Source organism: Streptomyces sp. NPDC001606 (assembly GCF_053596835.1).
In genome coordinates, this window is the sequence record NZ_JBSFHC010000001.1 from 1 (window position 1) to 13,430 (window position 13,430).

Here is a 13,430-nt window from a genome sequence, read left to right on the forward strand (position 1 = left end):
GCCCGTTCGGGCTCGTGGCGCCTGGCGACGTCCTCAAGACAAGCAGCCCGCACAGCCGTCCGCAATGACCCCTTTTACTAGTTGTGGCCGGATCGGGGGGAAATATCGGCTCTGTGGCGTGGGTCTCAAAGTGCAGGTCAGAAGGGGTGCCCGAAAGGATGTATCGGACATTTAGGGCTACGGCTCCGGGTCGTAGGTGACCTGCGTCATGTGGGGTGCTTCACCGTCTCACTCACGGCCCGCACGGAACCCGTCACCCACAGGTCACCGCCCGGGACCCTCGAATGTGACCGCGGACACCGGGCGGCCTGCCGTGTGGCCCGACGCAGCGCCCACAACCCATAAACCGAGCACCGCAGTCACCACGACCGCGGCAAGGCCTGCACAACAGGCCTGCACCAACTGATCGAGTAGCGCCAGCCGCGGCCCAGCAGGCCGCCCTGCCCCGCGAGGGGGATGAAGCCGTCGGTGCTGTCGTTGATGGCTGCTGCGGACCACCAGGCCAGGTGCGCGGCCTGCTCCTCGTGACTCGCACTGCTGTCACGGGTGAAGCGGCGGATCTTCTTGGGTTCGACGCCGCTGCAGCGACGGCCGCGCCCCCCTAAGGATCAGGGATCGCGCTTCGTCAGGTGTTCTGAGCGACGCGCGCACAGACACGTTCCGAGTGGCGGGCGCGGCGCCGTGCCCGCGGCTCCTCCAAGGTGCCTGTCGCCTCGACCACCAGACGGACGCAACACGAGAAGGCAGTGAGGAGGGCCGACGCCAGGAACGCCCCGTCCCAGACGACGGTGCTCAGGACGAGGAGCGCCACCCCCCACACCGCAGCGGCGGCGGCCCCTGCCCGGCGGCGCATCGGAAACAGCAGCCACGGGACGACCGGAGCAAAGAAGAACATGGCGAAGCCTATGAGCAGTGCTGCGGCGGCCATGGTGGAAACCTCGCTCTTCTCTTACGAACAAAGGGGTCGCGCCCGCCCCGGTCGCGAGGGCCACCTTCATGGAGGTCGCCGCACTGCTGCCGCTGCGAGCCCCGCCGGCCGAAGTGCCGGAAGAAGTACAGGCGCCGACCGGGTGCCGGATCCCCTCTATCGCCGACGTGTGCGGTGGACGGGACGAAGCCGCTGCTACTTGGTCGTGTGCGTGGGGTAGACCTCGACGTCGGTGTAGGCGCCCTTGATCTGCCCCGCGCCCGCCGGCCACTTCAGGGTAACGGTGTGGGTCTCGTTCGGCGGCGTCACGAGGATGTCGGTCGGAGACGTGAGGCTCTTGCCGGTGGTGTCGATATCGTAGGCGAGGTCGAAGACAGCGGCGTCGCCGGGCTTGAGGATCGTAAGACGCGGCTGGGCGTGGCCGCGCTTGATGGGGCTCGAAGTGTGGTCGGCGTCCTTGATGTCGACGCCCGCGAAGCCCGTCGCCGAGCACGTGGTCGAACCCCGGTTGGTCATGGTGATGTCGATCCTCCCGGAGGTCTTGTCGGGCGCGGCGTTCCTGGCATCGATGGCCAGGTCTGCCGTCTTGCAGAAGGTGACTTTGCCGCCGGCCTCCTTCGCACCGCCCCCGGCGCCGGCCTCGGTGCCCTTGCCGGAGGCCGCCTGGCTGGAGCCGCCATTTGCGTTGCTGGAGCCCGCCGTTTCCTTGCTGGCCGTCGAGCTGCCGGAGCCCGAACCGCCCTCGGTCTTCGAGTCACTCTCCGACGACGAGGAGGCCGAGGAAGCCGAGGACCTCTTGGGCGACGAGTCCTTTCCGGAGCCGTCGCTGCCACAGGCGGTGAGCGAGAGGGCGGCGGCCATACCGATGGCGGTGAGCGCAGTGACGCGGGCGTACTTCACGGTGTTCCCCCAGGACTGGCACGGTTCATGCGGTCGGAGATATTTGTATCCCGCACCGAGTTACGAGCGGTCCACCGCGAGGTCTTCGTTCTGTCACAGGCGTCGTGCTCGAACGCTGCACCAAGACGGCCCCAGCCTGTTCCGCCCTGCCCACACGCATGACCGGCTCAGTCCCGGACCAAGACGTTGAACCCGCCCGCCGGATGAGCAACAGTGCTCAGACGCTGCACCATGTCAGTGGCCGGGCTATGAGGCACCCACGCAGATGTCCCGCCCCCGGCCATCGCGCACTCCCCCTCTCCTCCGGCGTCGCGACGTCGGCGAACTCCGGAACCCGGAAACCCTCACCGAATCCGAGCATCTCCAGCTCAAGGCCGTCCAGGCTCACTGCCCCGAACTCGACGCTCTGGCCTGGCACGTCCGCTCCTTCGCGGACATGGTCGCCGGCCGCCAGGGCGAGCGCCTGACGGACTGGCTCCATGTCGTCCGTCAGGACGACCTGTTCCAGGCATACACGGTCTGCCAGCCGGTCACTCGTATCGCTGATACAGCCGGGACATCGGCTTCCGCCATAGCTCGGACAGTCAACATCTCGGCACCGTACGAGACCCGTGACCGCGACCGCCCGGCAATGACGGCCGAGCAGCCGTAGCAACCACACAGAGTGGCCGCTGCACGGGAGCTGTGCCAGAACCCGAGTCGTCAGTGCTTCACCGCCCAACACCCCCCACGCGTCCGGGCATGTGTCCGCGGTCTCGAACACGGTCCTCCGGCGGGCGGCGCAGCGTGCCCCGCCCGCGGACCGAGCGCCACGGTCAGGACGACCGTGCCAGGACCTGCACAACAAGGCAGCACCAACTGATCCAGTAACCAACAGCAGCCCAGCAGACCCCTGCTCGGCCACCGCCCCCGCCATACGGACTGCCGTCCACCCGGCCGACACCAGGCCATCCCAGCAGGCACCGACACCCTGCCGCCGGCGAGGTCGTCATCCAGGCAAGCGGGCAGTCGTCGCGCGGTGCCCCGTACTGCACCCCGCAGGTCGAACAGATCGGAAGCTGTAGACCCGCCACCGACACGGTGCGTTTCGAATGCAGCACGGGCACTTCTCCCTGAGTGGAGCCCGCCATCTCAAGAACCGGCTCATTCAACCTGGGCGACCTTATAGGCGACCCCGCCTTCGATGAGGTAACCCGCTCCGATGCAGACGATGTCGTTCAGCCATGCGTACTTCTGCGATCCGGTCTCGAAAAGCGGGTTGGTGCGGAAGTAGTAGCGGGCCGGGTCGATGTCGTACCTCTTGGCCGGATCGGCGATGTCGGCCCGCAATTCGGGCGGGGTGACCCAGCGGCCGCCGTAGCTCATGTACACCAGGGCGCCGTCGTGGGTGCGCAGGGTGAGGCGCACGTCCAGTGACAGCGTCCCGTCGGGGCGGAGCAGTGCCCAGTCGCCGCCGATCGGGAGCACGTCGCCGTGCAGGCGCGGTCCGTGGAAGGTGCCTCCCGTGTCGCCGAAGAGGGTTCTGCGGCCGAGCGGGCCGGTGCCGAAGTCCAGTCGGGGGCTGAGGTCGATGACGAGGTCGAAGAGGTGGCACGTGGTGATCTCGCCGATGGTCTTGGTGCGGGGGTCGGGGGTCATGCGCTGCCTCCCAGCAGGGTGTGCCGGACCTGGTCGGTGGAGACGCCCGACTGGGCGCACAGCTCGGCGAGGTCGAGGAAGAACCGCTCGCCGGCGATCAGGCCGTCAGCAAAAGTGAACTGGAGGAACACCGGCAGTTCGGCGCGCCTGCCGTTGGGCGCCACGCCGAACCGGTCACCGGTCATGGTCATGCGTGCCGTTCCCCAGCAGGCAAGGGTGTCGTCGTTGCCGGCATGCCCGTCGAGGGTGACCTCGTAGTCGGGAAAGGACGCGAAGAAGCGTGCCAGCGCCTTCTCGTTGTCGGGCAGGCCGCGGGCCTTGGTGCCGAAGGGTGGCGACTCCAGCAGTACGTCCTGGTGCAGGAGCCGGAGCGCCGCGGGCAGGTCCTGACGGCTCTTGGCGTGCGCCAATGCCTGGGCCAACTCGAACATCTGATGGGTGTTCACGAAGAAAACGTACGGTCGTACGTACGTTTTTCGCAAGGGGGTGGCACAATGAGGTAGGTGAGCGAGGATGTGCAGGACGGGCGCCTGCTTCGAGGGCTGCGGTCGCGACGGACGATCGTGCGGCACGCCGTCGACACGGCGTCGTTGGAGGGGCTCGACGGGCTCAGCTTCGGCCGGCTCGCGACGGATCTGAACGTGGGCAAGAGCAGCGTCCAGACGCTCTTCTCCACGAAGGAGAAGCTCCAACTGGCCGTGATCGAGGCGGCACGCGAGGCCTTCGAGGAGGCCGTGATCCGCCCCGCGCTGACCCGACCCCAGGGCGCCGAGCGGCTGCGCGCCCTGGTCGAGCACTGGCTCGCCTACGCCGAGCAGCCGCTTTTCCCGGGCGGCTGCTTCTGGGCGGCGAACCTGCCCGAATTCGACAGTCGGCCGGGCCCAGTGCGGGACATGCTGGCCGGCCAGCAACGGGCCTGGCGCGACCGCATCGCCGCCGAACTGCGACACGCCATCGACGATGCGGGGACGAGTGCCGGCCTCGACGCCGACCTCGCAGCGTTCCAGATCGACGCCGTGCTCACCGCCGCGAACACCGCGATGCGCCTGGGCGACGACACGGCAGCCGCGAAGGTCCGCCGCGTCGTCGACAGCCTCCTCGCGCCGCTGACCGCGCCCGGCTGAGAAGTGATCAGTGTCATGAACGCCCTGGGCGGCGGGATCAGTCCGGCCGCTGTCGCGGGTCTGTCCGGCATCGTGCCGGTGCCGGTGGCCCTCGCCGCGCTCGCGGCACTCCCCCTGTCCGGACTCGTCCTCAGCCTGACCCGGCGCCCTACCGCCGACCGCCGCCCCGAACCCGGTACCACGCGTGGGAGCCCGCGCTGACAGTCCACCTGCAACTGATCCGAGAACGCCTCGACCAGCAAGGAGCCGTGCCATGTCCGCCGAGCCATTCGAGGTCAGCATCACCGAAGCCGAGATCGCGGAGCTGCGTGAACGACTGCGACGGACACGGTGGCCCGAGCGCGAGCCGGTGGACGACTGGTCGCAGGGGCTGCCGCTGGCGTATGCACAGGAGCTGTGCCGCAGCTGGGCCGAGGACTACGACTTCGGGTTCGCCGAGCGGCTGAACGTGTTCCCGCAGTACCGCGACACCATCGACGGGCTGGGCATCCACTTCCTGCACGTCCGCTCGCCGGAGCCGGACGCGTTCCCGCTCGTGCTCACGCACGGGTGGCCGGGTTCGGTGCTCGAATTCCTGGAGGTCCTCGGCCCGCTGACCGACCCCCGCGCGCACGGCGGTGACCCGGCGGACGCCTTCCACGTGGTCGCGCCGTCGTTGCCCGGGTACGGCTGGAGTGACAAGCCGTCGACGACCGGCTGGGGCATCACTCGCATCGCGCGCGCCTGGGACACGTTGATGGTCTCGCTGGGTTACGAACGGTACGGCGCGCAGGGCGGTGACTGGGGTTCGGCGGTGTCCGCGGCGCTGGGCGAGGTGGCGCCCGAGCGGGTCGCCGGCGTCCACCTGAACCTGGGATCCGTGGCGGCGGGCACGTTCGACGACCCGACGCCCGCGGAGCGGGCGAATCTCGAGGCCGAGAAGGAGATGCAGCGCACCGGCCGGGGATACTCGGCGATCCAGGCGACCCGGCCGCAGACGCTCGGCTACGGCCTCACCGACTCCCCGGCCGGGCAGGCGGCCTGGATCGCCGAGAAGTTCTGGGCGTGGACGGACAACGACGGCCATCCCGAGGACGCGTTGTCGCGGCAGACGATCCTCGACGAGATCTCGGTCTATTGGTTCACCGCGTCGGCCACCTCGTCGGCGCGCCTGTACTGGGAGAGCTTCGCCAACTTCCGGGACAAGGTGACCGCGCCCTCCGGGCTGTCGGTCTACCCGCGCGACATAACCCGCCCGTCGAGGCGGGAGGCCGAGCTGCGGTTCACCGACCTGCGCTGGTTCGAGGAGCTGCCGCACGGCGGCCACTTCGCCGCGCTGGAGCAGCCGGAGTCGCTGGTCCAGCAGGTGCGCGGATTCTTCCGCCTGTTCCGCTGACGGTCCGTCCCCCCTGGGAAGCCCGCGCCCGGGAGATGGTCCTGTCCGTCCCCCGGGTCAACGGCAAAACGACGGCCGCGCACCGCGTTCTCCTGAATGACCGTGAAGCCCCGGCCGGTAGCCCGTGCCGCGGCAGGAGCGCCGGGGGACATGCTCTCGTGAACAGCGGTCGGTGCCCTCCAGCGAACTCGGCAGCAGGCGCTGGACGCGGTGCGACGGCCTGGCACCGGGCTGTGTCCCTGTCGGCCGGACGCGATCCGGAGGCTCTTGGAGCAACCCCATCCGCTCAGGCTGTGTTTTCGGCGGCACTCGGAGCGGGTTTGCTTACAGTCAGGGGGTGGTTGGCGAGTTCTTCGCGGAGTGCGGGGACGAGGGTGAGGCGTGCGGTGTGGGGTACTTCGTCGCGCATCTCCCGCTCCGGGTTGTCGGGCCGGGAGCCTGTGGTTCGGGCACATGGGAAGGGAGGGCGGCGTCTCCTGACGGTGGCCGGCCGGGGATGGTTATTCGCCCGTCCACCGGTTGCCGTCATGCTCTAATCACCGGATGACGAAGATCGACTCAGAGCTGATACGACGCTGGGTGAACGGCTGGACCGTGGCCCGCTCCCTGCCCGAGGCCGAGCCGGTCGGACCCGCCGGGGACGGCCTGCGGTCCGAGTGCGATCAACCCGGCCGCGAGGTCGAGGTCTTCGCACTCCGCGCGGACGAAAACCCCGAGTCCCTGGCACAGCTGGCAGCAACCGTCGCCACCGCAGACAAGACCACCTGGCTCACGGTACCTACGCTGCGCCCGGGCGCCGTCGAAGCCGTAGTCGGCGCCGCCGGACTGGAGTTGCTCCACCGGTCGGAGTGGTTCATGACGACCGATCTGGCCGAGCACCCGCAGCACACGCCCGCCGCGCCGTACGAGCGCGAGGTCCAGGTGCAGGGACCGGTTACGGTCGTCTCCCTCCACGACTCCTCCGGGTACGTGGCGGCGCGCGGCACCATCGCCGTGGTCGGCGCTGATGCGATCGCCGATCGCATCGAGACGGACCCGGCGCACCGGCGACGCGGCCTGGGCCGCGCCATGATGAGCGCTCTGGCGGAAGCCGCCGTGGCCCAGGGCGCCCGTACCGGTCTGCTCATCGCCAGTGAGGAAGGCCAGCGCCTGTACTCCACCCTCGGCTGGCGCCGCGAAGCCGACGTCCTGATCGCCCGGGGACCAGTGGCGCCCTCCAACCGGTAGGCATGGCTTCGCTGGCCGACCAGTCCTCGCGCAGGGAACGTCGCGGCGGGCGATGCTTACGGTGCGTCTGCGGGGGCACACGAGTCACCGGAGAGAGGTGTGCTCCATTTCGGCTGGGGTGCCACCTGTTGGGTGAGCGCTCACGGATGTAGCAGGCCCTGGGAGTGGCCTGCCTGACGAGGGAGGGCGTCGCAGTGTTGCTGCCGGCGGAGAAGGAACTGCGTGCTGTATTGGCTCGTTTCGCGGCGGCCCGCCTCAACCATGACCGGCAGCCCACCGGCTCCTCAAACCGGGAACTGGAAGATGCCTCCTACACCTTGTGCGTCATCACCGGCACCCGGTCCGTGGACCAGGCGCTCTTGGCGGCCGACGCCCTCCTGCAACAGCTGCGAGTGAACCGCTCTACGACCGCCACAACGCCCCAGGTCTTGGCGGCTTGACGACACCCTCGGGTGTGCCCCGGCCGTCGCCGCGCACAGGGCTCCGGCCGGGACACGTCCGTGACCGCGCCGCGGCCTCGGACCTGCCGGTGAGCACTCCCCGACCGAGCCGAGGCCTTGGCTTTCGAGAGCGCGACTGGATTACGCCCTGGACACGCATCAGGCCCCGCTTGTCGAGGAGCTGAAACATCTCGCTGGCTGAACCAGCGCCGCTATGCCGACACCATGCGGATCCCGCTGCCGTCGTCGCCGCCCGAAGGAATGGAGGCGGCCTCACCTGTGGGGGACAGGAGGCAGGCCCCCTACGGGTGCGGTCCGCCCAACAGCACCCGTGGTCACCGTTGACACGTGCGTGACTTCGATCTTCTCGGGCAGCAGATCCTGTGCGGGGTATTCACACTCGCCCCAGAGATCGCTTCAGCAAAACGTGTGGTCGTGGAAGAGGGTGGCAAGGTGGCCGAGACCGTACCCGACACAATGGGCGAAGCCGGGTCGACGAGGTTGCAGAAGCCGGTCGAGTTGCCCCGGCAGGTCCGCGACGAGCTCTTGCAGAGACTGCGACGGAACAAGCGGGCTTTCCGCGTCGATGACGTGCAGGTCGTCGAGCCTGCACTGCTGCGGCGTGCGGTCGGCGCGTCGGCGCTCGGCAACTGCATGGAATGGTTCGATTTCGGCGTCTACAGCTACCTGGCCGCGGTCATCGGCAAGGTCTTCTTCCCCGGCGCGTCCCCCAGCGCGCAGGTGATCTCGTCGTTCGCCACCTTCGCGGCGGCCTTCGTGGTCCGCCCGCTCGGCGGGCTCGTGTTCGGGCCACTCGGCGACCGCGTCGGCCGGCAGAAGGTGCTGGCCACCACCATGATCATGATGGCCGTGGGCACGTTCGCCATCGGTCTCATCCCCAGCTACGCAACGATCGGCATAGCCGCCCCGATCCTGCTCCTGCTGGCCCGAATGGTGCAGGGATTCTCCACCGGTGGGGAATACGGCGGGGCCACCACGTTCGTCGCCGAGTACTCACCGGACCGGCGCCGCGGCTTCCTCTCCAGCTGGCTCGACTTCGGCACCTTCGTCGGCTACGCACTCGGCTCCGCGCTCGTCACCGCTCTGCATCTGCTGCTCACCGACCACCAGATGCTCACTTGGGGATGGCGTCTGCCGTTCCTGATCGCCGGGCCGCTCGGTGTGATCGGCCTGTACATGCGGCTCAAGCTGGAAGAATCGCCGGCGTTCCAGCAGCAACTGGACGGACACAAAAAGACCGTCGCCCAGGAGTCCGCGGGCAGCGAGTTCAGGACCATCGTCACGCGGCACTGGCGTCCACTGCTCATCTGCATGGGTCTGGTGCTGCTCTACAACGTCACCAATTACATGGTCACCGGGTTCTTGCCGACGTACCAGACGGAGACTCTCCATCGGTCCAGTGGCTCGGCCGACCTCTTCGTGCTGATCGGCATGGTGTGGATCGCGCTGTTGATCACCTTCGTCGGACGGCTCAGTGACCGGTTCGGACGGCGGCCCGTCTACGGGATCTCGTCGGTTGCCATGATCGTGCTTGCCGTACCGTCCTTCCAGCTGGTCAAGGCACACGGCATCTGGCTGCCGGTCCTCGGCGTACTGATCCTCTCCTCGTTGTTGGCCTGCTTCGCCGCACCGAGCGCGGCCACGCTGCCGGCGCTGTTCCCCACGGCTGTTCGTTATGCTGCGATGGGCATCGGTTTCAACATCGCGGTCGCGGCTTTCGGCGGTACCACGCCGCTGGTGACCGAAGCGCTGATCAGCGCCTCAGGGGACGACCTCATGCCCGCCTACTACCTCATGCTGGCCGGTGCGATCGGCCTGGTCACCGTACGGTTTCTGCCGGAGACCGCGCAGGTGCCACTCGACGGGTCGCGGCCCATGGTCGGTTCGGGCAAGGAGCAACGCGAGCTGATCGGCGTGTCCAAGGTGCTGTACCGGGCAGCTTCGCCGCTTCCGGGGAACGGCGGACGCCCGTCGTCGTCCACGCACTCGTCGCTGTCCTGATGGCGCACGTCGTGGGGGTGTGAGGGCGTCAGGGCGGGCGCATCGACTCGATCTGAACGATCTCGAGCCAGATCTGGTTCCGCACGGTGTCGTGGAGAGTGGCAGTCACCGGCACGTTCGGCGCCCCAGGTGCCGCCGCGCCGGCCAACGCCCGTCCCCCTTCGCGAACTTCAGCGCGCCCGCCTGCTTCCGAGCAGAGCGGGCATACGGCGGTGAGCCGGAGGACGACCTCCGGCCGAACCTTCCGCGAGATGTTGATCAGGGGGTACGGATGCCGACCGCTGTATCGGGGACACCTGCCGAGTTGCCCGGGGACAGACCTGGGCACCGCCCCGGCGTCGCCAGGAGCGGGCACTCCGCAGTGCCGCACGGAATCGGCTGGTCCGCTGGATGGATCGGCGCGCTGACCGCCTGTCAGGCGGCGTTGATGGTGGGCATCGGCCTGCTGATCACCGGACCCGCCCACGGTGTGTGGCCGCTGACGGTCGAGGACAAGGTCAATGAGGCCTTCGAACGGATGCGCACAGGCTCCTTCACCGCGCTGTCCTCGGTCGCGTCGGAGGCCGGCAACACCCCGACGGTGATCGCCGTGACTCTGTTGAGTTGTCTGGGCCTGATCCTGATCCCCAGGCTGCCGATGTGGCGGCAGGCAGCCTTCCTCGCTGTCGCCGTGTCGTTGCAGTCGCTGGTCTTCCTGGTCATCACCGTGGCGGTCGACCGTCACCGTCCGGACGTGCACCGTCTCGACGGTTCGTTGCCCACCTCCAGTTACACCTCCGGTCACACCGGCGCGGCCACGGCACTCTATGGCGGCCTGGCGGTGCTGGTGCTGTCCCGGTTGCGCGGTCCTTGGCGGAGAGTCGTGGCCGGCCTGCTGTTCCTCATACCCGTCGCGGTGGGCCTCGCCCGGCTGTACCGGGGCATGCACCACCCCACCGATGTCGTGGGCGGGCTCATGAACGGCGGCCTGTCCCTGCTGATCGTCGGACGCGCCCTGCTCACGGACGGACTCGTCACTGCTCCGCCCGCCGCCTCCCCGCTTCCCGCCGTCTCCGACCACGCGGGGCGGCCGCCCGGTCACGCCGCCGTGATCTTCAATCCCACCGTCACCGACCGGACCGACCGTGACGCCCTGAGCCGGATCCTGGAACGACACGGCTATGACGCACCGGTGTTCAAGGAGACCTCCGCCGACGACCCAGGGGGTGGCCAGACGGCCGACGCTGTCCGCCAAGGTGCCGTGCTCGTGGTGGTCTGCGGCGGCGACGGCACAGTTCGGGCTGCCGCCGACGCCCTGGCGGGCAGCGAGGTCCCTCTCGTCCTGGTGCCCTGCGGGACCGGCAACCTCCTCGCCCGTAACCTCGGCCTGCCGTTGTCCCCTGCCGACGCCCTCGATGCCGCGCTGCGCGGTACGACTCACCGCGTCGACCTCGGCCTCATCGACGGCGACGGCCTGGCCGCCACCCACTTCGCCGCCATGTGCGGGGCCGGCCTCGACGCCGCGATGCTGGAGCGCGCCAACCACAGCGCCCGCACCAAATCCGTGCTGGGCTGGCCCGCCTACGCCGTGGCAGTTCTCCGCGTGCTGCGCACCCCTCGGATGGGGGTGAGCATCCGCCTCGACGACGCGCCGGCCCTGCGCCGTACGGCTCGCATGGTGCTCCTCGGCAATATCGGCACCGTACAGGGCGGTATGACGCTGCTGCCGGGTGCCCGCCCCGACGACGGGCGGCTCAACCTACTGATCCTGGACCCACAGGGCACGAGCGGCTGGATGCGCGCCGTATGGACGCTGCTGCGAGGCAGAACCGTGGAACCACCGTCGGCCGCGGCCACGGTTCCCGCACAGAACGGCCGCACGGACGGCGCATCCGTGGAGTTCTTCGCCTTCCGGCGTGCCGAGATCACCTTCGACGACGCACAGCCCCGCGAACTCGACGGCGATCCCATCGCGTGCGGCCGCCGTCTGACCGCAGAGGTCAGGCCGGGTGCCCTGACCATGCTGCTGCCGGCGCGGGGGGAATGAATGGGTACCGCCACCAAGGTCCCGGAGACACGGGACATGAGCGGAGAAGAACTGTCCGCAGACGAGGCCTGGGCCGCACTGCGCCGTTACGGCGGCTGGTCGCTGTTGCGCGATGCCTTCCTCCGCTTCCGCTACGCCGACGGCTTCACTCACGCCCGGGCTCTCGCCCTCCAGACGGTATTCGCGGTTATCCCCCTGGTCATCGCCTTCGTCGGTCTGTCCACCACACTCCACACCGAGAAGGTCGGCAGACTCGCCGAACTGACGATCCACCGGATGGCACAGGGTCCCAGCGCCGGCGTCGTCGACAACGCACTCGACGGCAGTCGCCGCACGTCGGGCGGCGGCGCAGAGGTCGCCCTCTGGTTCGGCGCCGCGTTCTCCCTGGTCAACGTCACCACCGCCATGGGACAGATCGAGCGTGGCGCCAACCGGATCTACGGCAACGAACGCGATCGCCTCTTCCACCACAAGTATCTGCGCGGCCTGGTGATGTCCGTCAGCGCCGGTCTTCCGCTCGGCCTCGGGTTCGTCGCCCTGGTCGCCGGCGACGACCTGGCCTCGGCGGCGGTCACGGTCTACCACCTGGGCGGCAGCGCCCAGAAGGCCTGGGACATCGTGCGCTGGCCGTTCGGGCTGCTGCTGGCGTTGATCTCCGCGAGCGCCGTCTTCCGTCGCTCCCCACGCCGCAGGCAATCCGGCTACACCTGGCTCGCCTTCGGTGCGGCCGTGTACCTGGTGCTGTGGATGACACTGACTTGGCTGCTGAGCCTCTACCTCAACCTCAGCGGCTCCTTCGACACCATCTACGGCCCGCTGAGCGCCTTCATGTCGCTGCTGCTGTGGGCCTACCTGACGTCGATCGCCCTGTTCCTCGGACTGTCCTTCGCCGCCCAGCTGGAAGCGGCACGCGGCCGGCGTCCCGGCCCCGTCCAAGAAGATCCAGGAGTCTGAATGGGCACGCTGACCGCCCTACGGCAGCTCAGTGAACGTCGCCGGCAGGCCGACCGTAGGTTCGGTGCACGGCTGCTGGCCTCCACCGCCGTCGCCGCTGCGGCCGCGGTTCCCTTCGCATTGATCCTCGTACTGGTCGAGGCGCAGTGGACGCCCTTGCGGCGCATCGACATCGGCGCCGCACAACGCCTGCACGACATCGCCGTCCGCCACCCGTCCTGGACCGCCGTCCTGCACCTGCTGTCCGACCGAGTCTGGGACCCCGTCACTCTCCGCATGGCCGTCGCAGCCCTGACCGCCTGGCTGCTGCACCGCAGGGCGTGGCGCCTGGCCGCCTGGGCGGCGGTGACCGCCGTGGCCGGCGGGCTGATCGGCTTGCTGGTCAAGGCGGTGGTGGAACGTGCCCGCCCGGCTCTGCGGGACCCGGTGGCGCACGCCCCGGGCTACTCCTTCCCCTCCGGCCACGCCCTGACGGCCACCACGTCCTTCGCCATCTTCATCCTGGTGCTCCTGCCCCTGGTACCGAAGGTCTGGCGGACTGCCTGCCGGTGCGTCGCCGTGTTCAGCGTGCTCGGCGTCGGCTTCACCAGAGTCGCCCTCGGTGTGCACTGGTTCAGCGACGTGCTGGGCGGCTGGCTTCTCGGCCTGGCCGTCGTCGCCGTCACCACCTGGGCCTTCGAAGCGTGGCGTATCGAAGCCGGTCTGGGGCACACCCCGGCGAGCGAGGGCCTGGAACCCGAACTCGCGGAAGCCACGCCTGAGCCGGGCCGGTCACGCTGGTAGGCCGACGCCGCGA

At 69.1% G+C, this 13,430-nt stretch carries 13 protein-coding genes; 9 read left to right on the forward strand and 4 right to left on the reverse strand.

The window, feature by feature from the left end:
* Nucleotides 1-625 precede the first annotated feature (625 nt).
* From ACWCV9_RS00005 to ACWCV9_RS00020, 4 genes are all read right to left on the reverse strand, one after another.
* The gene (locus ACWCV9_RS00005; protein ID WP_450783268.1) at nt 626-928 is read right to left on the reverse strand and encodes a hypothetical protein; all 303 of its coding nucleotides are present in this window, start codon (nt 926-928) and stop codon (nt 626-628) included.
* A 195-nt stretch (nt 929-1,123) separates the two neighbouring features.
* Nucleotides 1,124-1,828, reverse strand: coding sequence for a DUF4232 domain-containing protein (locus ACWCV9_RS00010; RefSeq protein WP_450783269.1), 705 nt, complete (start codon nt 1,826-1,828; stop codon nt 1,124-1,126).
* Nucleotides 1,829-2,971: 1,143 nt separating this feature from the next.
* Nucleotides 2,972-3,466, reverse strand: a complete 495-nt coding sequence (locus tag ACWCV9_RS00015; RefSeq protein ID WP_450783270.1) for a DUF3237 domain-containing protein — start codon at nt 3,464-3,466, stop codon at nt 2,972-2,974.
* Nucleotides 3,463-3,912 (reverse strand): ester cyclase, encoded by a 450-nt coding sequence (locus tag ACWCV9_RS00020; protein WP_450783271.1) that lies wholly within the window; start codon nt 3,910-3,912, stop codon nt 3,463-3,465. Before ACWCV9_RS00020 ends, ACWCV9_RS00015 begins: the two co-directional genes overlap by 4 nt.
* A 57-nt stretch (nt 3,913-3,969) precedes the next feature.
* Here ACWCV9_RS00020 and ACWCV9_RS00025 point away from each other — a divergent pair, with 57 nt between their 5' ends.
* The 9 genes from ACWCV9_RS00025 to ACWCV9_RS00065 all read left to right on the forward strand — a co-directional run bounded on the left by ACWCV9_RS00025 (nt 3,970) and on the right by ACWCV9_RS00065 (nt 13,417).
* Nucleotides 3,970-4,590 carry a TetR family transcriptional regulator C-terminal domain-containing protein gene (locus ACWCV9_RS00025; protein WP_450783273.1) on the forward strand — a complete coding sequence of 207 codons (621 nt, stop codon included), beginning with the start codon at nt 3,970-3,972 and terminating at the stop codon, nt 4,588-4,590.
* Nucleotides 4,591-4,605: 15 nt separating this feature from the next.
* The gene (locus ACWCV9_RS00030; protein ID WP_450783274.1) at nt 4,606-4,791 is read left to right on the forward strand and encodes a hypothetical protein; all 186 of its coding nucleotides are present in this window, start codon (nt 4,606-4,608) and stop codon (nt 4,789-4,791) included.
* A gap of 52 nt (nt 4,792-4,843) precedes the next feature.
* Nucleotides 4,844-5,965, forward strand: coding sequence for an epoxide hydrolase family protein (locus ACWCV9_RS00035; protein ID WP_450783275.1), 1,122 nt, complete (start codon nt 4,844-4,846; stop codon nt 5,963-5,965).
* A gap of 543 nt (nt 5,966-6,508) precedes the next feature.
* Nucleotides 6,509-7,192 (forward strand): GNAT family N-acetyltransferase, encoded by a 684-nt coding sequence (locus tag ACWCV9_RS00040; RefSeq protein WP_450783276.1) that lies wholly within the window; start codon nt 6,509-6,511, stop codon nt 7,190-7,192.
* A 194-nt stretch (nt 7,193-7,386) separates the two neighbouring features.
* A complete protein-coding gene (locus ACWCV9_RS00045) occupies nt 7,387-7,632 on the forward strand; it encodes a DUF5133 domain-containing protein (RefSeq protein WP_450783277.1) in 246 nt (81 codons plus the stop codon).
* Nucleotides 7,633-8,109: 477 nt separating this feature from the next.
* Nucleotides 8,110-9,654 carry an MFS transporter gene (locus ACWCV9_RS00050; protein WP_450784204.1) on the forward strand — a complete coding sequence of 515 codons (1,545 nt, stop codon included), beginning with the start codon at nt 8,110-8,112 and terminating at the stop codon, nt 9,652-9,654.
* Between the two features lie 271 nt (nt 9,655-9,925).
* A complete protein-coding gene (locus ACWCV9_RS00055) occupies nt 9,926-11,680 on the forward strand; it encodes a diacylglycerol kinase family protein (protein WP_450783278.1) in 1,755 nt (584 codons plus the stop codon).
* Complete coding sequence (locus tag ACWCV9_RS00060) at nt 11,681-12,634, forward strand: YihY/virulence factor BrkB family protein (protein WP_450783279.1); 954 nt, start codon at nt 11,681-11,683, stop codon at nt 12,632-12,634. It abuts the gene before it with no gap.
* Complete coding sequence (locus tag ACWCV9_RS00065) at nt 12,635-13,417, forward strand: phosphatase PAP2 family protein (RefSeq protein WP_450783280.1); 783 nt, start codon at nt 12,635-12,637, stop codon at nt 13,415-13,417.
* Nucleotides 13,418-13,430 lie beyond the last annotated feature (13 nt).